Source organism: Micromonospora sp. WMMD967, assembly GCF_029626165.1.
GTDB classification, from domain to species: domain Bacteria; phylum Actinomycetota; class Actinomycetes; order Mycobacteriales; family Micromonosporaceae; genus Micromonospora; species Micromonospora taraxaci.
On record NZ_JARUBK010000001.1, the window covers coordinates 1450828 to 1472576 of the forward strand.

At 71.9% G+C, this 21749-nt stretch carries 18 protein-coding genes; 11 read left to right on the forward strand and 7 right to left on the reverse strand.

Features of this window, described 5'->3' with window-relative positions:
* Positions 1 to 11: 11 nt before the first annotated feature.
* The 4 genes from nuoL to O7631_RS06970 all read left to right on the forward strand — a co-directional run bounded on the left by nuoL (position 12) and on the right by O7631_RS06970 (position 6266).
* Positions 12 to 1940, forward strand: coding sequence for an NADH-quinone oxidoreductase subunit L (gene nuoL, locus O7631_RS06955; RefSeq protein ID WP_278143512.1), 1929 nt, complete (start codon positions 12 to 14; stop codon positions 1938 to 1940).
* Positions 1941 to 2004: 64 nt separating this feature from the next.
* Positions 2005 to 3540, forward strand: a complete 1536-nt coding sequence (locus O7631_RS06960) for an NADH-quinone oxidoreductase subunit M (RefSeq protein WP_278143513.1) — start codon at positions 2005 to 2007, stop codon at positions 3538 to 3540.
* The gene (gene nuoN, locus O7631_RS06965) at positions 3537 to 5090 is read left to right on the forward strand and encodes an NADH-quinone oxidoreductase subunit NuoN (RefSeq protein ID WP_278143514.1); all 1554 of its coding nucleotides are present in this window, start codon (positions 3537 to 3539) and stop codon (positions 5088 to 5090) included. Before O7631_RS06960 ends, nuoN begins: the two co-directional genes overlap by 4 nt.
* Positions 5091 to 5180: 90 nt before the next feature.
* Positions 5181 to 6266 carry a polyprenyl synthetase family protein gene (locus tag O7631_RS06970; RefSeq protein WP_278143515.1) on the forward strand — a complete coding sequence of 362 codons (1086 nt, stop codon included), beginning with the start codon at positions 5181 to 5183 and terminating at the stop codon, positions 6264 to 6266.
* Here the strand turns inward: O7631_RS06970 and O7631_RS06975 are convergent.
* Positions 6242 to 7471 (reverse strand): MFS transporter, encoded by a 1230-nt coding sequence (locus O7631_RS06975; protein WP_278143516.1) that lies wholly within the window; start codon positions 7469 to 7471, stop codon positions 6242 to 6244. The genes O7631_RS06970 and O7631_RS06975 overlap by 25 nt on opposite strands.
* Before the next feature lie 154 nt (positions 7472 to 7625).
* Between O7631_RS06975 and O7631_RS06980 the strand changes: the two genes are divergently transcribed.
* Positions 7626 to 8408: an IclR family transcriptional regulator C-terminal domain-containing protein gene (locus O7631_RS06980; protein WP_145785932.1), complete on the forward strand. Its 783-nt coding sequence runs from the start codon at positions 7626 to 7628 to the stop codon at positions 8406 to 8408.
* A gap of 108 nt (positions 8409 to 8516) precedes the next feature.
* On the opposite strand, the gene O7631_RS06985 is transcribed toward O7631_RS06980, so the two are convergent.
* On the reverse strand, positions 8517 to 10643 hold the full coding sequence (locus O7631_RS06985) for a PhoX family phosphatase (protein ID WP_278143517.1): 2127 nt from the start codon (positions 10641 to 10643) through the stop codon (positions 8517 to 8519).
* A 214-nt stretch (positions 10644 to 10857) separates the two neighbouring features.
* On the opposite strand from O7631_RS06985, the gene O7631_RS06990 reads away from it, so the two are divergent.
* Positions 10858 to 11373 carry a sigma-70 family RNA polymerase sigma factor gene (locus O7631_RS06990; protein WP_088986748.1) on the forward strand — a complete coding sequence of 172 codons (516 nt, stop codon included), beginning with the start codon at positions 10858 to 10860 and terminating at the stop codon, positions 11371 to 11373.
* Entirely contained in the window at positions 11370 to 12080 is a 711-nt protein-coding gene (locus O7631_RS06995) for a zf-HC2 domain-containing protein (protein WP_278143518.1), read from the forward strand. The genes O7631_RS06990 and O7631_RS06995 overlap by 4 nt, the downstream gene beginning before the upstream one ends.
* Before the next feature lie 198 nt (positions 12081 to 12278).
* Here O7631_RS06995 and rarD read toward each other — a convergent pair whose 3' ends face one another.
* From rarD to eccE, 4 genes are all read right to left on the reverse strand, one after another.
* A complete protein-coding gene (gene rarD / locus O7631_RS07000; protein WP_278143519.1) occupies positions 12279 to 13214 on the reverse strand; it encodes an EamA family transporter RarD in 936 nt (311 codons plus the stop codon).
* The gene (locus O7631_RS07005; RefSeq protein ID WP_278143520.1) at positions 13211 to 13708 is read right to left on the reverse strand and encodes a GNAT family N-acetyltransferase; all 498 of its coding nucleotides are present in this window, start codon (positions 13706 to 13708) and stop codon (positions 13211 to 13213) included. Before O7631_RS07005 ends, rarD begins: the two co-directional genes overlap by 4 nt.
* Before the next feature lie 106 nt (positions 13709 to 13814).
* A complete protein-coding gene (locus O7631_RS07010; RefSeq protein ID WP_278143521.1) occupies positions 13815 to 14201 on the reverse strand; it encodes a phage holin family protein in 387 nt (128 codons plus the stop codon).
* 62 nt (positions 14202 to 14263) lie between these two features.
* Positions 14264 to 16147, reverse strand: a complete 1884-nt coding sequence (gene eccE / locus O7631_RS07015) for a type VII secretion protein EccE (protein ID WP_278143522.1) — start codon at positions 16145 to 16147, stop codon at positions 14264 to 14266.
* Positions 16148 to 16429: 282 nt separating this feature from the next.
* Here eccE and O7631_RS07020 point away from each other — a divergent pair, with 282 nt between their 5' ends.
* A complete protein-coding gene (locus O7631_RS07020; RefSeq protein WP_088986744.1) occupies positions 16430 to 16750 on the forward strand; it encodes a WXG100 family type VII secretion target in 321 nt (106 codons plus the stop codon).
* Positions 16751 to 16772: 22 nt separating this feature from the next.
* Positions 16773 to 17066: a WXG100 family type VII secretion target gene (locus tag O7631_RS07025; protein ID WP_278143523.1), complete on the forward strand. Its 294-nt coding sequence runs from the start codon at positions 16773 to 16775 to the stop codon at positions 17064 to 17066.
* Positions 17067 to 17163: 97 nt separating this feature from the next.
* Here O7631_RS07025 and mycP read toward each other — a convergent pair whose 3' ends face one another.
* Positions 17164 to 18387, reverse strand: coding sequence for a type VII secretion-associated serine protease mycosin (gene mycP / locus O7631_RS07030; RefSeq protein ID WP_278143524.1), 1224 nt, complete (start codon positions 18385 to 18387; stop codon positions 17164 to 17166).
* A gap of 152 nt (positions 18388 to 18539) precedes the next feature.
* On the opposite strand from mycP, the gene O7631_RS07035 reads away from it, so the two are divergent.
* Both O7631_RS07035 and O7631_RS07040 read left to right on the forward strand, forming a co-directional pair.
* Complete coding sequence (locus O7631_RS07035) at positions 18540 to 21386, forward strand: SseB family protein (RefSeq protein WP_278143525.1); 2847 nt, start codon at positions 18540 to 18542, stop codon at positions 21384 to 21386.
* Positions 21383 to 21748 (forward strand): hypothetical protein, encoded by a 366-nt coding sequence (locus O7631_RS07040; protein WP_145785941.1) that lies wholly within the window; start codon positions 21383 to 21385, stop codon positions 21746 to 21748. The genes O7631_RS07035 and O7631_RS07040 overlap by 4 nt, the downstream gene beginning before the upstream one ends.
* Position 21749: the final 1 nt, after the last annotated feature.

The window sequence follows — 21749 nt, forward strand, 5'->3', positions numbered from 1 at the left end:
GGGGTCCACCGGTGGAAGAGACTGTGGAATACGCCCAGGCCACGGGGCTGCTCGGGGGCGTCTGGCTGCTGGTGGCGATCCCGCTGCTGAGCGCGGCCGTCCTGCTGCTGCTCGGCCGGCGGGCCGACCGCTGGGGGCACTGGTTGGGTGTGGCGGCCATCGGCGCCGCGTTCGTGCTCGGCCTGTCCTTCTTCTTCCAGCTGCGTGGCTTGGAGAACAAGTCGGTCGAGCTGAGCCTCTGGGACTTCATCGCGGTCGGTGACCTGCGCGTCGACTTCGGCCTGCTGTTCGACCCGCTGGCCGCGGTCTTCGTGCTGCTGATCACCGGGGTGGGCTTCCTGATCCACCTGTACGCGGTGGAGTACATGGCGCACGACGCGGGTCGTCGCCGGTTCTTCGCGTACTTCAACCTGTTCGTCGCGGCGATGCTGCTGCTGGTGCTCGGCAACAACTACGTGATGCTGTACTTCGGCTGGGAGGGCGTCGGTCTGGCGTCGTACCTGCTGATCTCGTTCTGGACCGAGCGGCCCAGCGCGGCCACCGCCGGTAAGAAGGCGTTCCTGATGAACCGGGTCGGCGACGCCGGCCTGGCCATCGGCATCTTCATCATGTTCGCCACCCTGGGCACCACCCAGTACGACGAGGTGTTCAACGGTGTCGGCTCGCTGACCGGCGCGACGGTGCTGGTCCTCGGTCTGCTGTTGCTGCTCGGCGCGGCCGGCAAGTCGGGCCAGTTCCCGCTCCAGGCCTGGCTGCCGGACGCGATGGAGGGCCCGACCCCGGTGTCGGCGCTCATCCACGCGGCCACCATGGTCACCGCGGGCGTCTACCTGATCGCCCGGTCCAACCCGATCTTCTCCGCGAACTCGACGTTGCAACTCGTCGTGGTCAGTGTCGGTGCGCTCACCCTGCTGATCGGCTGCATCATCGGCGCGGCCAAGGACGACATCAAGCGGGTGCTCGCCTGGTCGACGGTCAGCCAGATCGGCTACATGTTCGTCGGCGTCGGCCTGGGCGGTGGCGCGTACGCGCTGGCGATCATCCACCTGCTGGCGCACGGCTTCTTCAAGGCCAACATGTTCCTGGGCGCCGGCTCGGTGATGCACGGCATGAAGGACCAGGTCGACATCCGCCGCTTCGGTGGCCTCTCGAAGCACATGAAGATCACCTGGTTGACCTTCATGATGGGCTGGCTGGCCATCATCGGCCTCCCGCCGCTCTCCGGCTACTTCTCCAAGGAGCCGATCATCGCGAGCGCCTTCGAGCGGGAGGACTGGACCGCCTGGCTCTTCGGCGGCGCGGCACTGCTCGGCGCCGGGCTGACCGCGTTCTACATGACGCGGCTCTTCGTGCTCACGTTCCACGGCCCGAAGCGGTGGACCGAGGACATCGAGCACCCGCACGAGTCGCCGAAGCTGATGACCATCCCGCTGATCCTGCTGGCTGCCGGTTCGGTGGTGGCCGGTGGCCTGATGGCCTGGAACGACGGTGTCGCCTCGTGGCTGTCGCCCGTGCTCGGCGAGGAGGCCGCCGGTGAGGCGCACGGCGTGCTCTCCCACACGGTGATCACGATCCTGTCGCTGCTGGTCACGGTGCTCGGTGCCGGGCTCGCCTGGTTCCTGTTCCGCGCCGGTACGGCCACCGCGCCGCAGCCGGCCGGTGTACTGGTCACCGCCGCCCGGCGCAACCTCTACACCGACGCGTTCAACGAGGCGGTCTTCGAGAAGCCGGGCATCTTCCTCACCCGGGCGCTGGTGTACCTCGACAACCGGGGCATCGACGGGCTCGTCAACGGGCTCGCCGCCGCGGTCGGCGGTGGCTCGGGTCGCCTCCGGCGGATGCAGACCGGCTTCGTCCGCTCGTACGCCACCTCGATCCTGGCCGGTGCGCTGCTGGTGATGGCGGCGTTCCTGGCGGTGCAGGCCGGGTGGTTGGCGTGATCGACCTCTTCCCGGCCGCCCCCGCCGGCGGACCACGCAGTGACGACGGAGGTAAGGCCGCATAATGTCCAACTTCCCGTTCCTCTCGGTGCTCACCGTGGCGCCGCTGGTGGGCGCCCTGGTGGTGGCCTTCCTGCCGCGCCACCGGCCGGAGCTGGCCAAGCAGGTGGCGTTCGCCTGGTCGCTGCTCGTGCTGGTGCTCTCGGTGGTGATGTGGGTCAGCTTCAAGACCGGCGGTGACCGCTTCCAGTTCCGCGAGTCGTACTCGTGGATCCCGAACTGGGGTGTCAGCTTCACCTTCGCGGCCGACGGCATCGCGCTGGTGATGCTGATGCTGATCGCGGTGCTGGTGCCACTGGTGATCCTGGCGTCCTGGCACGACGCCGAGTCGTCGAAGCGGTCGGTGCCCGTCTACTTCGCGTTGCTGCTGGTTCTCGAGTGCACGATGATCGGTGTCTTCGCGGCCGCCGACGTCTTCCTGTTCTACGTGTTCTTCGAGGTCATGCTCGTCCCGATGTACTTCCTCATCGGCAGCTACGGCGGCCACCAGCGGCAGTACGCGGCGGTGAAGTTCTTCCTCTACTCGCTCGTCGGCGGTCTGTTCATGCTGGCCGCCGTGATCGGCCTGTGGGTGGTCGGCGGCAAGACCTTCGACTGGCAGGCGCTGTCGCAGGTGGACATCAGCACCGGCACCGAGCGGTGGCTGTTCCTCGGCTTCTTCCTCGCGTTCGCGATCAAGGCGCCGTTCTTCCCGTTCCACACCTGGCTGCCGGACGCCGGTGGCGCGGCCCCCGCGGGTGCCGCGGCGCTGCTCGTCGGTGTGCTGGACAAGGTCGGCACGTTCGGCATCCTGCGCTACTGCCTCCCGCTCTTCCCCGAGGCGTCGAAGTGGTTCGCGCCGTGGGCGCTGGCGCTGGGCGTGATCGGCATCGTCTACGCCGCGCTGCTGGCGGTCGGCCAGAACGACCTCAAGCGGCTGGTGTCGTACACCTCGATCGCGCACTTCGGGTTCATCGGCGTGGGCATCTTCGCCTTCACCACCCAGGCCGGCACCGGCGCGGTGCTCTACATGCTCAACCACGGGTTGGCCACCGGCCTGCTCTTCCTGGTGGTGGGCATGCTGATCTCCCGGCGTGGTTCGGCGTTGATCAGCGACTTCGGTGGCGCCGGCAAGTTGGTCCCGGTGCTCGCCGGGGTGCTCTTCTTCGCCGGTCTCGCCTCGCTCGCGCTACCGGGCACGGCGCCGTTCATCTCCGAGTTCCTGGTGCTGATCGGCACCTTCACGGTGAACAAGCCGGTCGCGATCATCGCCACGCTCGGCATCATCCTGGCCGCCGCGTACGTGCTGTGGATGGTGCAGCGCACCACCCAGGGCACCCTCAACCCGGCGCTGACCGAGGTCGACGGGATGCGCAAGGACCTCAACCTGCGCGAGAAGGTCGTGGTCGCCCCACTGATCGCACTGATCGTGCTGCTCGGCTTCTTCCCCAAGCCGGTCACTGACGTGATCAACCCGGCCGTCCAGGCAACCATGGACGACATCGGCAGAACCGACCCGGCGCCGTCCGTGGGCGGCACCGTCCAGGAGGCGGCAAAGTGACCGAGTTGAAACTGCCGTCGATCGACTACGCGGCGCTCTCCCCGATCCTGATCATGCTGGGCACCGCGTTGCTCGGCGTGCTGGTCGAGGCTCTCGTGCCCCGGCGTTGGCGGCACGTCGTGCAGCTGACGCTGGCGCTGCTGGCCGTGCTCGCGGCGCTGACCATGGTGGTCCTCAACGCCGACGAGCGGATCGTCACCGCCGGCCGGGCCCTCGCGATCGACGGGCCCACGCTGTTCCTCCAGGGCGCGATCCTGGTGCTGGCCGCGATGGCGCTGCTGTTGATCGGTGACCGCTCGGTCGAGCGCGGCGGGGCGTTCGTCGCCCAGGCCGCGGTGACCGCCGAGTCGGCCGACGACCGGCGTCAGGCCGAGGGGCGCAACGGCCTCACCGAGGTCTACCCGCTCACCACGTTCGCGATCGGCGGCATGCTGATCTTCGTGGCGGCGAACGACCTGCTGACCATGTTCATCGCACTGGAGGTCTTCTCCCTGCCGCTCTACCTGCTCTGCGCGCTGGCCCGTCGCCGGCGGCTGCTGAGCCAGGAGGCGGCGATGAAGTACTTCCTGCTCGGCGCGTACGCCTCCGCGTTCTTCCTGTTCGGGGTGGCGCTGATCTACGGCTTCACGTCCGGCATCCCGGGCCGGCCGGCCGGCGTCGACTTCGCCACTATCGACGCGGCGGTGGGCGAATCCCCGGCCAGCCCGGTGCTCCTCTTCGCCGGCATGGCGTTGCTCTCGATCGGCCTGCTCTTCAAGGCGGCGGCGGCACCGTTCCACGTCTGGACGCCGGACGTCTACCAGGGTGCGCCGACCCCGGTCACCGGCTTCATGGCGGCCTGCACGAAGGTCGCCGCGTTCGGTGCCCTGCTGCGGGTCTTCCACGTCGCGTTCGCCGACGCCAGCTGGGACTTCACCCCGGTCCTCGGCGCGGTGGCGGTGCTGACCATGCTGGTCGGCGCGGTGCTCGCGGTCACCCAGACCGACATCAAGAGGCTGCTCGCGTACTCCTCGATCGCCAACGCCGGCTACCTGCTGGTCGGTGTGCTGGCGCCGAGCCGCGACGGGCTCTCCGGCACGATGTTCTACCTGGTCGCGTACGGCTTCTCGGTGCTGGCCGCGTTCGCGGTGGTGACCCTGGTGCGGGACTCCGACGGGGAGGCGACCCACCTGTCCCGCTGGGCCGGGTTGGGTCGGCGGTCGCCGTTCTTCGCCGCGCTGTTCACCTTCATCCTGCTGGCGTTCGCCGGTATCCCACTGACCAGTGGTTTCACCAGCAAGTTCGCCATCTTCGGGCCGGCGCTCGACGTTGGTCAGGCGTGGCTGGTGATCGCCGGTGTGCTGACCAGCATGGTGCTGGCGTTCCCGTACCTGCGGGTCGTGGTGATGATGTGGCTCTCCGAGCCGGGCGAGTCCACCCCGACCGTCACGGTGCCCGGCGGGCTCACCGCCGCCGCGTTGATGATCGGTGTGCTGGCCACCCTGGTGCTGGGTGTCGCCCCGGCGCCGCTGCTCGATCTGGCTACCGGAGCTGCCGAATTCGTTCGTTGACGGAAAGATCGATCACCGGGGGCCGGCGCGTGTTCACGTGCCGGCCCCCGGTGCGTATCCCCGACCCGGAGCAGGTCGAACGGGTGTGGCATGGTTGATAGCGTGGTGAATCCGGCGGGTGAGCGTTCAGGTGCCTCCGGCTCCGGCGGTCGGCGGGGTCGGGCGAGCACGAGTCAGTTCGGCGCGATCGGCCTCCACCTTGCCGATCCGCGGGTCGAGGCGTCGGTGCTGGCGGTTCTGGACACGGTCGAGGTCGAGTTGCGGGCCAGTGTGTCCAGCGCGGACCCGTTCGTCACCGAGGCCGCCCGGCACCTTCTCGAGGCGGGCGGGAAGCGTTTCCGACCGCTTCTGGTGGCGCTCGGCGCACAGTTCGGTGACCCCACCGGTCCGCAGGTGGTCCCGGCCGCCGTGGTGATGGAGCTCACCCATCTGGCCACCCTCTACCACGACGACGTGATGGACGAGGCTGTCGTTCGCCGGGGCGCGGCGAGCGCGAACTCCCGCTGGACCAACTCGCTCGCCATCCTGGTCGGTGACTACCTCTTCGCCCGCGCGGCGGACATCGCCGCCGACCTGGGCCCGGAGGCGGTCCGGTTGCAGGCGCGCACCTTCGCCCGGCTGGTGCACGGCCAGATCGCGGAGACCGTGGGGCCGCGCGCGGACGACGACCCGGTGACCCACTACCTGAACGTGATCGCCGACAAGACCGGTTCGCTGATCGCCACGTCGATCCGGTTCGGCGGCATGTTCGGTGGGGCCGCCCCGGAGCACGTGGAGGCCCTCGCCGGTTACGGCGAGACGATCGGCGTCGCCTTCCAGCTCACCGACGACCTGCTCGACATCGCCTCCGAGTCGGTGCAGTCGGGCAAGACGCCGGGTACGGACCTGCGCGAGGGCGTCCCGACGCTGCCGGTGCTCTACGCGCGCCAGTCGGACGACTCGGACGCCGCCTCGGTGCGTCTGCGGGAGATCCTCGCGACCGGCCCGCTGACCGACGACGCGCTGCACGCCGAGGCGTTGGGGCTGCTCCGGGAGAGCCCGGCGCTCAAGCGCGCCCGGGAGACCGTGCGCAGTTACGCCGAGGACGCCCGCGCCCGTCTGGCCCCCCTTCCGGAGGGCCCGTCGCGGCAGGCGCTCGAATCGCTCTGCGACTACATCGCCGACCGCACCAGCTGACCTTCGCCCCGGCTTCCAACGGCGGCGGCACGGCCCAGCAGGCGGCCGCCGCCGAGCATGAGGACGGCGGCCAGCAGCATGGACGCCGCCGCGGTGGTCCACATGGCCGGGTAACCGAGGTGGGCGGCGAGCGGGCCCAGGCTCAGCGGGCCGAGACAACCGCCCGCGTACACCCCGGTCTGGGTGATCGAGGTGGCCGCGGCCGGTGACTGCGGGTGGAGCCGGACCACCGCGAAGGTCATCAGGCCGGGCCATGCCCAGCCCAGACCGAAGCCGAGCACCACGCCGACCACCAGCGGCACCGGGCCGGTCAGCGCGAGTAGGCCCAGCCCGACCGCGCCGACGACGAGCATCGCGGCGATGAGGGCGACGTGACCGGTGGCACGCCGATCGGCCAGCCAGCCGGCACCCACCCGGGCCGCGACGCAGACCGCGCTGCCCAATGTCAGCGTCAGGCCGGCCAGGCCCGGCGACATGCCCCGGGCTGCGGCGGAGTCCACCAGGAAGGTGCCCAGCGCGTTGGCTGCCACCGCTGCCAACGTCGCCGCCGCCCCGACCACCACCAGCGCCGCCGTCGCCCGGCCGGCGCGCGCCGCCCCGGCCCGACGCGGTGGACCGGGCAGCTCCCGGGGTACGGCGGGCAGCGTCGTCATCGCGGCCACCGCCGCCGCCACGAACGCCCACCGCCAGCCGACGGTGAGCGCGATGACGGGCACCGCCGCGCCGGCCAGCAGGGTCGAGATCGGGATGGCGGCCTGCTTGACACCGAACGACAGCCCTTGCCGTCGGGCCGGCACGTGCTGGGCCAGCGCCGTGTTGCTGGCCAACTGGCCGAGGGCGTTCGCGGCGGCGCTGAGGGCCAGCAACCCGACCAGCACCGGGTACGACCGGGCGACGGCCGCCACGGCCAGCATCGACACGGCGGCCAGCACGATGCCGCAGCGGGCCACCCGGGCCGGCCCGTACCGCTCGACCAGTCGGCCGGAGGGCACCGACGCCAGCGCGCTGACGCCGAAGTAAACGGATACGGCCAGACCGAGGCCGGCCGGGGAGAAGTCGAGGTCGCTGCCCATCTGTACGGCGAGACCGCCGAGCAGGAACACGGGGAGTACGCAGGCCACTGTGGTGGCGACTGCGCCGGCGCTGGCCCGGATCGGGTGGGATCGGGCGGCGGTCGGCTCGTGGGTGATGGCGGTGTTGGTCATCGTCCGGCAAACCTACGTGAATCCGTCTCAGACCACTCGCCGTGACGGTCGGGCCACGAGCTGTGGATGGTGATCTGGCATCCTCGACCCGAACAGGCATTTCGCACCGGGCCTGTTTTTCATATGGTGTAAGTCCCCGGCGGCGGAGGTGGTTGTGCGCGACCCCTTGGCAGAACCTTCGGACCTGATCCGCAGTGTGTCCCGAGCACTGCGGGTGCTGGAGTCGGTCGGTCGCGCCCCCAAGGGCCTGACCGTCAAGCAGATCGCCAGACGGTGCGAGCTGACCGTGGCCACCACCTACCACCTGGTCCGCACACTCGCCTACGAGGGCTACGTGATCCGTCGCGAGGACGGCACGTACATCGTGGGGCTGGAGGTGGCCGACCGGTACCGGGAGCTGGTGACCGCGTTCCGGGGCCCTCCAGCGGTCGGTGAGACCCTCCGGCGGGCCGCCCTGGACACCGGCTACAGCCACTACCTCGGCCGCTTCGTCGGCGGTCAGGTGGCCCTCACAGCGGTCGCCGAGGGGCACCGCTCGCCGTACCTGGAGGACCTGGTCCCCGGCTTCGACGAGGGGGCGCACGCGACGGCCCTCGGCAAGGCGCTGCTCGCCACCCTCAGCGTCGACCAGCGCCACCGCTACCTGCGCGAGTACGGCATGCGCCCGTTCACCACCGCCACGCTGACCACCACCGAAACGTTCGAGGCCGACCTGGCCGCCGGCGACCGGCGCGGCATGCAGCTGGAGATGGGGCAGTTCCGCCAGGGGGTCGCCTGCGCGGCGGTGCTCGTCGCCCCGGACAAGGACATGGAACGCCGCGTCGTGCTGGCGTGCGCGTTGCCGGCCAGCGAGATGATGACCTCCGCCCGGGTGGTCCGCGCCAAGCTGCTCACCGTGGCCCGCAGCGTCGCCGACGGCATCGCCTCCGACAACTGACCCCGCAACGCCGGAGGCCCTCTCCCCGGCTGGGAGAGGGCCTCCGAGGGCGGTCCAGCCCCGGACCGCCTGAGCAACGTCAGCGACCGGCCGGCCGCGGGTGCAACGTCAGCTGCCGACCGGGCCGCCGTCCAGGCGCCAGGTGACCACCACGCCCGGCTTGGCGTAGTCCCCGTCCGGCCAGTTCGAGGCCGGGTTCTCCACCGAGGCGCCGGTGATCTCGCCGGGGTGCTGCACCGCGACGAACACCGAACGGTTGTCACCGGTGATGAACGGGCCGCAGGTCTCCGCACCGAGCGGCACGGTCAGGAACTGCTTCAGGTGCCCCCGCTCCGGGCCCTCCACGGCGGTGGCGAACAGGCCGTCGTTGCTGCCCAGAGCGTTGCCGTCGGTGGAGATCCACAGGTTGCCGGTGGCGTCGAAGGCGACGTTGTCCGGGCAGGAGATCGGGGAGACCTTGGTCTTGTCGTACCCGGCGAAGAAGGTCGACGGGTCGGTCGGGTCGCCGCAGACGATCGGCAGCGACCAGGCGAAGGTCTCCGAGGTGTTGTCGCCGCGGTCCTCCACCAACTCCAGGACCTGCCCGTGCTTGTTGGCGTTGCGCGGGTTGGCCTCGTCCGGCTTCGGGTTGCTGCCGACGCCACGGTTGGTGTTGTTGGTCAACGCCACGTACACCTTGCCGGTGAGCAGGCTCGGCTCGACGTCCTCGGGGCGGTCCATCTTGGTCGCGCCGACCTTGTCACCGGCGAGCCGGGTGAAGGTGAGCACGTCCGCGGCGGTCATCCCGTCGACGAACGACCGGTTGCCGCTGACCAGCTTGATCCAGCGGCCCCGGCCGTTGAACGCGCCGTCGGCGGGCAGCTTGCCCGACCCGTCGATCTCGGCCGCGCTGGTCTGGTCGAGCTGCGCCACGTAGAGCGTGCCGGACTCCAGCAGGGTCAGGTTGTGCTTGCGGGCGGCCCAGGAGTTGCCCTTCATGAACTTCTGGTCCGAGACGAACTTGTAGAGGTAGTCGAACCGCTCGTCGTCACCCATGTACGCGACCACGTGGCCGTCCTTGGCGACGATCACGTTCGCGCCCTCGTGCTTGAACCGGCCCATCGCGGTGTGCTTGCGCGGGCGGCTCTCCGGGTCGAACGGGTCGATCTCGACGATCCAGCCGAACCGGTGTGCCTCGTTGGGGTGCTTCGCCAGGTCGAAGCGTTCGTCGGCGCGTTCCCACTTGCGGCTGCCGCTGGGGTAGCGGCTGGCGGTGCTGATGCCGTAGCGGTCCAGCTTCGGCTTCAGCTCGGCCGGCGCCGCGTCGGCACCCACGAAGTACTGGTTGAAGTTCTCCTCACCGGAGAGCACGGTGCCCCACGGGGTCACGCCACCGGCGCAGTTGTTCAGGGTGCCGACGACAGTACGACCCTTGGGGTCGGCGGCCGTCTTCAGCCAGGCAGACCCGGCGGCCGGCCCGGTCAAGTCGAATTTGGTGCTCAGCGCGGTGACCCGCCGGTTGTACGCGCGGGGGCCCTTGCCGACCGGCTTCCACTGCCCGGTGCCGGCGACCCGCTCAATCTCCACCACCGACATGCCGTGCGCGGCCATGGCCGTGCGCAGCTGCTCCACGGAGAGCCCGTCCAGGCCGGGGAAGCCCGGGAACATGAGGTCCTCGTTGGTGTACTCGTGGTTGACCACGAGCAGCGCCCGCTTGCCCTGCTTGTCCAGCGGCAGCACGCCCACGAAGTCGTTGTTGTAACCGAACTGCCTGGACTGCGCCGCGGCGGTCTGGTGGTGCAGGTTGAACTCGGGTGCGCCCGGCAGCACCGGGTCACCCCACTTGATCACGACGGCGTGGTCGTAGCCGTTCGGCACGACGAGGGTGTCCAGCTTGTTCGGCGGGATCGGCTTGAAGGTCAGCGCGCCGTTGCCGATACCGGTGCTGGGGCGGCCGAAGCCGAAGGCCTCCGGGACGTCCGGGGTGGTGGGGGCGGCCACGGCGGGCGCCGCGCCGGCGAGCGCACCGGCCGCCGCGCCGCCGAAACCGAGGACCAGCGCGCCGACAGCGCCGGCCCGGACCACGCCGCGCCGCGACACCTCCGCGTTCACCACGTCACCGAAGTACGCGTTGTCGGAGGTGTTCGGGACCGGGTGGTCGCAGGCGTTTCCGCACCGGTACAGACAGGTCATGGCGTCACGGGTGCCGTGGCGGTTGCCGGTCAACAGGGGGAGCAGCCGGGGGCGGTCGCTCATGGGGGGAGCCTCCAGGGAGTCGGTGGCACGACAGGCGGCGTACCCGCCGGACGCTAAGAGGACGTGGTGAGCGCTCGTCGGCCGCGATGTGAACCAGGCATGAACACCTCTCCGGACGGCAACCGTCTGACCTCGGGCTGAACCGTTCGGCGTGACCGCACGTATTCACGGGCGGACGCACCGCCGGACGCGCGCAGGAAGCGAGGAGACCGCCATCAGCGACCACGACGCCCAACTGCTGCGCGCGCTGCACGACGAGCACGCGGAGGCGCTGTACGCCCATGCCCTGCGGCTGGTCAACGGGGACCGGCAGCGCGCCGAGGACCTGGTGCAGGAGACGCTGCTGCGGGCCTGGCGACACCCGGAGTCCCTCGACCCGAAACGCGGTTCGGTGCGGTCGTGGCTGTTCACCACCGCCCGCAACCTGGCCATCGACGCCTGGCGGCGACGGTCCACCCGGGTGGGCGAGGTGTTCACCGACGACCTGCCCGAACCGCCGGAGGTGATCGACGAGGCCGAGCGGGCAGTGGAGGCGTGGACCGTCGCCGAGGCGCTGAACCGACTGAGCCCTACCCACCGGGAAGTGCTCGTCGAATGCTTCTACCAGGGGCGGTCGGTGGCCGAGGCGGCGTCCCGCCTGGGCGTACCGCCGGGGACCGTGAAGTCCCGCACGCACTACGCGTTGCGGTCTCTACGTTTGGTCCTTGCCGAGATGGGGGTGACGGGATGACCCGGTGCGAGTTCGCGTACGACGACGGCGCGTACGTGCTGGGTGCCTTGGCCCCCGCCGAACGGGCGGCGTACGAACGGCACCTGTCCGGCTGCGCCTCCTGCCGGGAGTCGGTCGCCGAGATCGCCGTGCTGCCCGGGCTGCTCGGGCGCCTCGACCCGGCGGGACTGGAGCAGATCATGCCCCCGCCGGCCCCGCCCCGGGTGCCCGCGCTGCTCGACGAGGCCCGGCGTCGCCGGCGTCGGCAACGCTCCGCGGACCGGCGACGGTACGCGCTGACCACACTGGCCGCCGCCGGGCTGGCCCTGGTCGTGGGTGTCGGTACGGCGGCGGTGCTGCCCCGACCGGTCACCCCGGCGCCGACGGCACAGGGCACCCCTGGCCCACAGGTGTCGATGGTCGCCATGCGGCCGGTGGCCACCGCCGGGCCGGTGCACGCCGACATCGGGCTGGTCGGCACCAAGTGGGGCACCCGGGTGACCATGCGGTGCGGGTACGACGCGCGGGCGAGCTACGGCAAGGCGTACCCGTTCCGGCTGGTGGCGCACGGCCCGAACGGCGCCACCGAGCAGATCGGCTCGTGGCTCGCGGCCCCCGGTGACGACCTCAGCTTCACCGGCAACACGAGGTTCACCGACGCCGAGCTGGCCAGCGTGGAACTCCAGAAAGCCGACGGAACCCCCCTGCTCACCTACGCCGTCCCGTAACCCACCCCGCCCGCCACCGCGACCGCCACCGCGACCGCGTGTTCGGCACCAAGATCCGCGCAACATCGGGGATATTGCTGTGTCCTGCGTGTCTGAGGCAGCAACATCCCCGATGTTGTGAGGATCTTGGGCGCGGGGCGCGGGGCGCGGGGCGCGGGGCGCGGGGCGCGGGGCGCGGGGCGCGACGAACCGCCCGAACTAGGACTGGGCGGGCACCACTACTCCATGATCGACGGTGGATTCGGGTCGACGGGACCGGGTTCTGCGGGAGGTCCGGACGGCGTCGGTGGTGAACACGATCAGGGCCAGCCAGACCAGCCCGAAGCCAGCGAGGCGGGCCGGCGGCATCGGCTCGTGGAAGATCAGCACACCGCAGCCGAGCTGCAGGATCGGCGCCAGGTACTGGACCATGCCGAGGCTGCTCAGCGGCAGCCGGTTGGCCGCCCCGGCGAACATCAGCAGCGGGATCGCCGTGGCCGCTCCGGCCAGCACCAGCAGCGCAGTGTGCCCGGCCGAGACGTGTCCGAAGGTCGATTCGGCCCGCGCGCTCAACCAGGCGAGGTAACCCAGCGCCGGCAGCGCCAGCACCGCTGACTCGACGAAGAGCCCCTCCGCCGGCGGCAGTCCCAGCCGCTTCTTGACCAGGCCGTAGCCGGCGAAGCTGAACGCCAGGGTCAACGCCAGCCAGGGCAGCCGGCCGTAGTCGACGGTGAGCACCACGACCGCCGACGCGCCGATGCCCAACGCCACCCACTGCGCCGGTCGTAGCCGCTCCCGTAGCACCGTCACACCGAGCAGCACCACGACCAGCGGGTTGATGAAGTAACCCAGCGCGGTCTCCACCACCCGACCGGAGTTGACCCCGTAGATGTAGGTGCCCCAGTTGACAGCGATCAGCCCGGCGGCGGCGACCATCCCGGCCATCGCCCAGGGGCGACGCAGCAGGGCCCGCAGGAAGCCGACATTGCGCAGCGCGCCCAGCAACAGCGCCACGAACACCACCGACCAGACGACCCGGTGGGCCAGGATCTCCAGCGCGCCGGCTGGCCGCAGCAGCTTGAGGTAGAGCGGGAAGAAACCCCAGAGCAGGTACGCGCCGAGGCCGTAGAGGTATCCCAGGCGGAGAGGCGTCACGCCTCCACCGTAAGGGGCGTACCGCCGCTTTGTTCCTTTCCGGTGACCGGGGTCACCGGCGGACGACGGTCCAGGATCATCCACCGCTCCGGGACGTCCAACGGCGTGAAGCCCTCCCGCGCGTACACCTGGTGTGCGTCGTTCGTGATCAGCAGGATCCGGAGTACGCCCAGCTCGGCCAGGTGGTCACGGGCAGCGCCGACCAACCACCCACCCAGCCCGCGGCCCCGGGCGGCCCGGTCGACGTACACGTCGCAGAGCCAGGCGAAGGTGGCGCCGTCGGTGACCACCCGGGCCACCGCCACCTGGCGGCCGTCCTCGGGCCGGTAGACGCCGAACGGCAGCGAGCCGGCGAACGCCCGGTCGGTGACGGCCCGGTCCCGTCCGAGTGCCCAGTACGCGTCCGTCGACAACCAGTGGTGTACCAGCTCCAGATCGAGCCGGGCGGGGTCGGTGCTGAGCAGATGGCCGTCGGCGCGGGTCAGTGCGAACATCACGTGACGTTAACCGCCGAGGCGGGCACCGACGGCGGCCAATTCCCGAAGGGTGGTCAGCGGCCCGCCCCGGCAGAGGGCCGGGACGGGCCGATCTGGTCGGCGGTCAGTCGCGGTCGAGGACGGCGCCCAGGATCCAGGTCACGATGCTCACGAAGAGGGCACCGAGCACGGCGGCCGGCCAGAAACCGTCCACGGTGAACGGCAGCCCGGCCTGGTCCGCGATCCAACTGGTGAGCAGGAACAGCAGCCCGTTCACCACGAGCGCGATGAGACCCAGGGTCAGCAGGTAGAAGCCGCAGCCGACCGTCTTGATGATCGGCTGGAGAACCGCGTTGACCACGCCGAAGATCACCGCCACCAGGAGCAGCGTGGTCACCGTCTCGGCTGCCGAGTTCGAGTCCAGAGAGATGCCCGGAATGAGGAGTGTGGCCAGCCAGAAAGCCAGCGCTGTGCTGGCCAGCCGAATCAGCAGACCCTTCAGAAAACCCATGGCGGGGATCGTGCCACGGACCACGCACCCGCGTAACCCGGCAGTTGACCATCCTGCTGGGATCAACCGCGCGCCGGTCGTCCGATCAGTTGCGACTCGATCGGCGTGGGGGAGAGCAGTGCCCAGCGCAGCGCCCTGCGGTTGACCACGGCCACCATGTCGTCCCGGATCCGGGTCAACCACTCGGCCGACCCGCCGAGCCCGAGCGCGGTGCCGGCCAAGGCGGCCTCGGCGGCGTTCAGCGGTTGCAGCAACGCCAGGTCGGCGCGGCTCAACGTGTCCACGTCCGCCGAAGTCAGCTCGTCGCGTACCACGAGCGTGGCCCGCCACGGCGGGCCCGGCTCGGCATCGGCCGGCACCGGCCCCGCGTCGACGACCAGCAGCAACGGGCGCAGCGCGCTGCCCACCCCGTCGGCCACCGGTCGACCGGGCGGGATCAACGGGATCGTCCCGCCCGGCGCGCCCACACCCCGGACGAACGGTTCCCAGGCGCGCGGCCGGGTCGTCTGCACCACCACCAGCGCGCCGAGGGCCAGGGCGCGCAGGGCCACCAACTGGGCCGCGCGCACCCCGCCGACCAGCAACACCCTGGTGCTCTCCGGCCGGAACAGTCGTACGGTGACGGCTCCGCCGTGCCGGTTCCTGCCGACCATCATCCCCGCGTCGCCCACTGTGAGCTCCCAGTCGTCCAACGCGGGGCGGGCCGGCGCTTCGTTGGTGGTCAGCGCCAACGGCAGTGTCGCGCCGAGCCCGCTCAGGTGCGCGCCGTCGAGCCGCCGCAGCTCCCCTCCGAGGTCGGCCACCAGGCGCGTCGACGCCTCGGCGGCGACGGCCAGCTCGGTCGCCGTGCCGGCGGCCAGGCGTACGGTCAGCTCGGTCGGCACCCCTGGGTCGGAGGCGGTCGGGGTCGGGCCTGTGGAGATCGACACGGTCGTCGCGGTCACCGGTAGCGCGAGCAGGCGGGGCACCAGCCGCCGTCCACCGGTGCCGTCGGGCCAGCGGACCAGCCGGAAGGTAGCCTGGTGCAGAGGGCCGGACCGAAGCGCGAGCCAGGCTTCCCGGACCGGATGCCCGTCGTGATGGGCCAACTCGCCCAGCACACGCAGGGCCGCGGGCACACCCAGCGGCCGTGCGGTCAGCGGCCCGAGCCGGCGGACGATCCGGCGTACCGTGCCGGCGAGCACGCGGCGCAGATCCTCTCCGGTCCAGCCGTCCACCCGCAGCACCCGCACCGCCACCACCGCCCGCTCCCGACCGGCGAGCCGCCCGTCGGTGAGCTGCCGGTACGACGTGCCGACCGTCCCGGCCGCCGCCGGCACCGGGGCCGGCGCCCCGCTGAGCAGCAGCTGGACCCGTAGCGGGGGAACATCCGGCCCGGCCGGCGGCAGCAACGCGGACGGCGCGGGGATGGCCCGGGACGCGTCGCCGAGCAGGTCGCCCGGGTCGCCGAGCTCCAGCAGCACCACCATGCCCGCGGTGTCCTCCAGCACCGCGGCCGGCCCGCCGGTCAGCTCGGTGGACTGGACGACGGTGCCCGGAGCGACCAGTTCGAGCAACTCGGCTGCGCCGGCCGGGCCGGGCAACTCCCGACGACGGGTCAGGTGCTCGGCGGCCGTGCCCAACCACTCGAAGAGCCACCGGCCCCGGATCCGGACCACGGCCACCGCCACCAGCAGTACGGCGACGAGCGTCGCCGCCGCGGTGACCGGTGCCGGCCGGCCGAGGGCGACGAGAACGAGTGCCGCCGCGACCTGCGCGGTGACCAGTTGACCGGCTCGGACGCCGACATCGGCGCCCCGCGCGAACGGCGACCGGCGAGGTGGTGCCTGCTGATCGGCGAGCCCTGGCCCGCGGTCGGTGGGCGGGCCGACCGTCGGTGGCACGGTCGCCGACCCGGACCGGGCCGGTGTCGCCCGGTGCGGTCCTCCGGTGGTGATCGCCGGCACCGCGCCTCCTCGACCTGTGGGGACCGTGTCGGGCGGACGGCCGACCGGCCGTCACGCGCCGCGACGTGGCTGCAGCACATCGTAAGTGACCGATGGTTGCCGTGGTTGTCCACAGGGGAGCCGCAGGGGGTAGCAGAACTGCTACGAGGTCGCTACCGTCAGCCACGAAGTTCGTCGCTGACCCGTGTCTCAGTGCTCGACGGCCGGGCCGAGCGGCCGACGCGCCCCCAGGGTGGGCGCGTCGAGAGCCAGGTGCGAGCGGAGAGACGAGGTGACGTCCGGGTGTCCCAGACGCAGGCAGAAGCAGCGGTGATGCAGCAGACAGCCGCGAAGTTCGAGCAGGTGGACCAGTCGTTGCAATCCATGCTGACCGGCCTGCTGGCCGAACTGGAGGTGTTGCAGCAGGCCTGGCGTGGCGCCGGTGGTCGATCATTCGAGCAGGTCAAGCAGCAGTGGTCTCAGGACCAGGCGGCGCTGCACCGGGCGCTGCGGGAGACCGCCGGCGCGATTCGCACCGCCGGCCGGCAGTACGACGTCTCCGACGACGAGGCCGCCAGCCGGGTAGCCGGCACCAACCGCGGCGGCATCCAACTGCCGCTCTGAACCCGCCCGGGGAGGACATCCGATGGACCAAGGTGTGCTGGTCGTCAACTTCGCCGCGCTTCAGCAGGCCGGCGCGGACATCCAGAAGGCGTTGAACAGGCTCGACTCGCAACTCGGACAACTCGAACGCGACGCCGCTCCGCTGGTGGCGAGCTGGACGGGCGAGGCCCGCGAGGCGTACGAGCAACGGCAGGCGCGGTGGCGTTCCGCCTCGCAGGACCTCCAGGCCATGCTGCGCGACATCAAGGTGGCGGTGGGTGACTCCGCCTCCGACTATCTGGACACCGAGAAGAAGAACACCGGGCTGTTCCAGTGACTGCGGTGAGCCGGGAGCGCTGACCATGTCCAGGTCGGTGCCCCGGCCGCTGCGCGGCGGCGGCCGGGGTGGTGCGCGGAGCGCCGGGCCTGCGAGGTCAGGCCTCGCCGGCTGGACGCCAGCGTCGGCGGGCGCCGCGGGGCAGCACCAGGGCGAGCAGCACCACGGTGACCGCCGTCAGGCCGACCACCACGCCGACCAGCAGGGCCCGGTCCCGTGCCGACGCCCGCCGGGCCTGGCGGGCGAGCGTCGCCGGGTCGGCTCGGTCGTCGGCGAGCGCGGTGACCTGCCCCGGGCCGGCCGCACGGCTGCCGCCGGTCTCGGTGACCGCCCGGTAAGGGTTCAGCACACCGGCGCCGTACCCGCCGCCCCGGCCGACTCCCGGAGCCGGGTCGGTGGTGGCGATGATCCGCTCGGCCACCTGGGCAGCGGTCAGCTCCGGTCGATATTCGCGCAGCAACGCGGCGGTGGCGGCCACGAAGGGCGCCGCGTAACTGGTGCCCTCGACCTGATGGTGGCCGGCGCCGGGCGCGGCGGTCAGCACCTCACTGCCGGGCGCCACCAGGTCGACGTACGGGCCGGTCTGGGAGAAGGCGGCCCTGACCCCGTCCGCCCCGATCGCCCCCACGCCGATCACCCCGTCGTAGCCGGCGGGAAAGGGTTGCGGGTCACCACTGTCGTGCAGGTTGCCGGCGGCGGCCACCAGCACGACGTCCCGGTCGACCGCATGTTGCACCGCCGAGCGCACCTCCGGGTCGTCCGCGTACAACACGACGGACAGGTTGACCACGTCGGCGTCGTGGTCGACGGCCCAGCGGATCGCCCGGGCGAACTCGCCGGCGGTGACCGTACGACCCGACTCCCGACCCTGCACCACCTGCTGTTCACTCACCCGCACCGGCAGGATCCGGGCATCCGGTGCGAGGCCGTGGAAGGCGACCCCGGGGCGGGGGGCCGCCGCGATGATGCTCGCCACGCCGGTGCCGTGCCCGGCGCAGTCCCGACTGCCGTCCCCGCCGAGGTCGAGCAGGTCGGTGCCGGTCAGCACCCGCTCGGCCAGCTGGGGGTGCGCCCGATCCACCCCCGAGTCGACCACCGCCACGGTCACCCCGGCGCCGGTGGCCAGGGGCGCGAGCCGGGTCGGGTCGTACCGTCGCTGTGGCCAGGGTGCGGCCGTGACCGGCCGGGCCGGGGCGGGGGAGGTCGTGCAGGCCGGCACCATGCGCAGCCCGGCGGTGGCGGCGACGGTCGGGAGGGCCGGTACGGTCAGGAGGCCGGCTGCCAGACCTGCGACGACCGGGCGCGTGATCGGTCGAGACATCGACGGCCTCCGTATCGTGTCGGCTCCGGAACGGGATGTTATCGCCTCACCCAGGCCCCGGCAGACCGCCGACGGCCAGCCATTGTGATCTTGATACCACCTTGTAGGTTGTACGCGATACCTGTGGCCTGTTCTCGGAAGGGGAGGTGGCCGTGACCGAATGGGAGCCGGCCACGGAGGCCGAGGTGGCGATGCGCGACGCGCTGCACGCCAACGACCAGGAGCTCTACTTCCGGCTTCTGTCCCGCACCGACCTGCTGTTGCCGGTCTCCGCCCCGACGCAGCCCGGCCAGCCGCCCACCGGCTGGGGCACCTGGACCACCGGTGGTCGGACGCACGTCCTGGCCTTCACCTCCGCCGCAGCACTGCGGGCGTGCCTCGGTGAGCATCCGGGCAGCAACCGACGGGTCCCCTTCGCGGACCTCGCGGTCGGCTGGCCCAATCAGGAGTGGTGGCTCGCCGTCAACCCTGGCCTGCCGGTCGAGGGCTACCTGCCGGCCTGGTTCCTCGCTCAACTCTCTCGGGGAGACGTTCGCCTGCCCGGCCGTGCCATGGGTGCCCGCGCCCGTCTCGAACGGGCGGAGACCCTCGCCCGCACCCGGACCGGGTCTTCCGGTCGGGACGCGACGCCGGCCGCTGGTCGACAGTCGGCGACTGGTACGTCGTCGTTCGGCTCGGACGCGACAGCGTTCGCTTCGACTCCGCCGCCGGTTCCGCCTGTCCCCGTTCCCCCTGCCCCGGTCCCGCCTCCCCCCGTTCCGCTTGCCCCGGTCCCGCCTGCCCCGGTTCCTCCTCGCGGGCCCGCGTGGGATGCGCAACCCCGGGTGGGTGCCCCATCGGCGCCGGGTCCGGCGTCCCGCACGCCCACCCCTGCCGAGCCGTCGCGTCGATCCGGTGCGGAGGATCTGCCCGCCGGTCAGCGCCCACCGACCGAGCCGCCCCGACCGAGCGCCCTGCCCCGGCCCGGTCGGCCGTCCCGGTTCGCACCGTTGACGCCTGCCGACCACCCCGGTGCCGACCAGCCGAGGCCCGGCGCGGGCTGGCCCGCGGCGGATCGCCCAGGCGACGACGGTCCGCTCGGCGGCAACGGCAACGGTGGGCCGCAGGCTGCCCGTCGCTCCTTCTTCGAACCCAGCACCACCCGGGATCGCGGACCCGACCCGAGCACGAGCGGAGGCCGTCCAGGTGACCGGGCCGCCCCGCCGACGCGCTTCGGGCGTGGCAGTCAACCCTTCCCACGCCGCCGCCCGGCCGACGCGCCGGCCGACGAGACCGCCACCCGGGCCTTCCCGATGGGCGATCCGGACGCGACCCGGCCATTCCGGCAGCCGGTGGCCGACCTCGGCGCACCCCGAGGGGTGCGCGCACCGGCGCCCGCTGAGGAGGTCACCCAGCCTCTGCCTCCACGCCGGCCTGACCTGCTGGCGGAGGAGCCCACCCGCGCCTTCCGGATGACCGGCGAGCCGCCGCTGGCCCGGAGGCCGGAGCGGCCCAGCCCTGCGGCGGAGGAGACCCAGGCGATCCCCCGCGACCGGCCGAGCCCGTACCCGCCGGTGGAGGAGCTGTCGACGTCGGCTGCGGAGCCGGTGTCCGGCCCGCCTGCGCCGCGCCGCGGCTTCACGCCCATCGTCATCGAGGGCACCATCATCGAGTCCCGTGATCTCACCGCCCCGGCCGAGACCAGCGGCCCGGCCGACGCCGCCCGATGGCCCCGCAACCCTGCCGACACCGCCCCGCCGCCGTTCGGGTCGACGTCCTCCGGGCCGAGCATGTTCGGCCCGTCGTCGTTCGGCCCGGCCCAACCGTCGTTCATCCCGACCCAGCCGGTGCCGAGCCCGTCCGTTGCGGGAGACACCGTTCCGACGGAGACCGCACCCGACAGCGTCGACAACCCGCTCGGTGGCGGTCCGTCCGACCTCGGCATCCAGGCGGACGGCGTGCCGGGCACCGATCTGCCCGTCGGCGACGAGAGCCGCGCCGCGGACGGCGACAGGCAGCGCCCGCCCGCCGACGACCCGGCGGCGGCCGACTTCGAGCCGGCCAACACGGTCGAGGAGGACCTTCTCGGCGCCGCCGGCTCCGGCAGCACCGACACATTCCTGTCCACACTGCTGCTGGCCCGGGTCCTGCTGCCGGCAGCGCCGGAGTCGCTGCGCGGGAGCCGCCCCGGGGACACGGGCTTCGTCTGGCGTACGGCGCAACTCGACGGCGAGACGTACGTGGTGGTCTACACGTCCCCGGAGCGCCTCGCCGACCACTTCGAGGGTGACGTCGACACGGTCCGGGTGAAGTTCGCCCAACTGATCCGGCGTTGGCCGGACGAGGACTGGTCGTTCGCCGTCAACCCGGGCACACCTGTCGGTGCCAAGCTGCCCGGGGAGCAGATCGTGGCGTTGGCCAACTGGGCCGCCGAGGTGGGGCTCGGTGACGACCTGGAGGTCGACCCGGAGGAAGCCCCGGTCGAGGCGGAGCCCACCGCCCGCCCCCGGTACGCCCCGGCGGCCGTCGACCCGACCCGACCGACCGTCATGCAGAAGGCGATCGCACCCTCGCAGCTCGCCTACTACCTCGACCGGGGGTACGACCGGGTCTCCGGTTTCGTGCACCGGGCCGGTGAGCTGGCCCACCTGACCACGCCGGCGCAGGTGCACGACGCGCTCGGCCTCAGCTACCCCGGTTCGCCGTTCTCCCGCGACGCCGAGGAGATCTACGTGCTGCGCTGGCCGGCGCACCGGCCGAGCCTCTACCGCATTCCGTACGGCGGTCAGAACGAGCCGGCGATGCGAGCCATGGAGGGTTGGGTCATCGAGCGTCCACCGTTCCGCGGCAACGGGTTCGCCCCGGGCGAGAGCAGTGACGTGGTGGCGGAGTTCAAGGTGGACAGCGCACGCCTTCCGCACGGTGCGCAGCTGTGGCGGATCGGCGCGGACGGCACCGAACGGGTGGTGGCGGAACTCGACACCGACACGGTGGTCTGGCGACGGGTCGGTGAGGCGTGAAGCGCGACGGTTACGTGGCCCGTTGGCAGGGCCGGGAATACCAGGCCAGCCCGGACGGCGACAACATCCGCCTCTACCAGCCGGAGCCGGGCGAGGGCTTCGACGAGGTCCGCGCCGGCCGGTACGTCCGGGTGCTGCCGGCGAGTGAGATCGAGGACCTGGCGTACGTGCGGACCACCTGCACCTGGCAGGGGCAGCCGTTCATCGTGCTCGGCGAGCACGACGCCTGGCTGCGGGTGGAATACACGGGTGGTCGCTGGCCGGTGGCGGAGGCGATGCGGCTGGAGGTCTTCGACTTCGGCGTCTACCAGGGGTGGGCGCCGGCCGCCGAGGTCACCGACCTGCGGGAGCAGCGGGTCTGAG

Excerpts from the sequence above, each read along its gene's own strand:
- O7631_RS06995 (WP_278143518.1), top strand. The coding sequence starts at position 11,370 with ATGACCCGGTGCGAGTTCGCGTACGACGACGGCGCGTACGTGCTGGGT.
- O7631_RS07025 (WP_278143523.1), top strand. The coding sequence starts at position 16,773 with ATGGACCAAGGTGTGCTGGTCGTCAACTTCGCCGCGCTTCAGCAGGCC.
- O7631_RS06975 (WP_278143516.1), bottom strand. The coding sequence starts at position 7,471 with ATGACCAACACCGCCATCACCCACGAGCCGACCGCCGCCCGATCCCAC.
- O7631_RS06985 (WP_278143517.1), bottom strand. The coding sequence starts at position 10,643 with ATGAGCGACCGCCCCCGGCTGCTCCCCCTGTTGACCGGCAACCGCCAC.
- mycP (WP_278143524.1), bottom strand. The coding sequence starts at position 18,387 with ATGTCTCGACCGATCACGCGCCCGGTCGTCGCAGGTCTGGCAGCCGGC.
- O7631_RS06970 (WP_278143515.1), top strand. The coding sequence starts at position 5,181 with ATGGTTGATAGCGTGGTGAATCCGGCGGGTGAGCGTTCAGGTGCCTCC.
- O7631_RS07005 (WP_278143520.1), bottom strand. The coding sequence starts at position 13,708 with ATGTTCGCACTGACCCGCGCCGACGGCCATCTGCTCAGCACCGACCCC.
- O7631_RS06960 (WP_278143513.1), top strand. The coding sequence starts at position 2,005 with ATGTCCAACTTCCCGTTCCTCTCGGTGCTCACCGTGGCGCCGCTGGTG.
- O7631_RS07010 (WP_278143521.1), bottom strand. The coding sequence starts at position 14,201 with ATGGGTTTTCTGAAGGGTCTGCTGATTCGGCTGGCCAGCACAGCGCTG.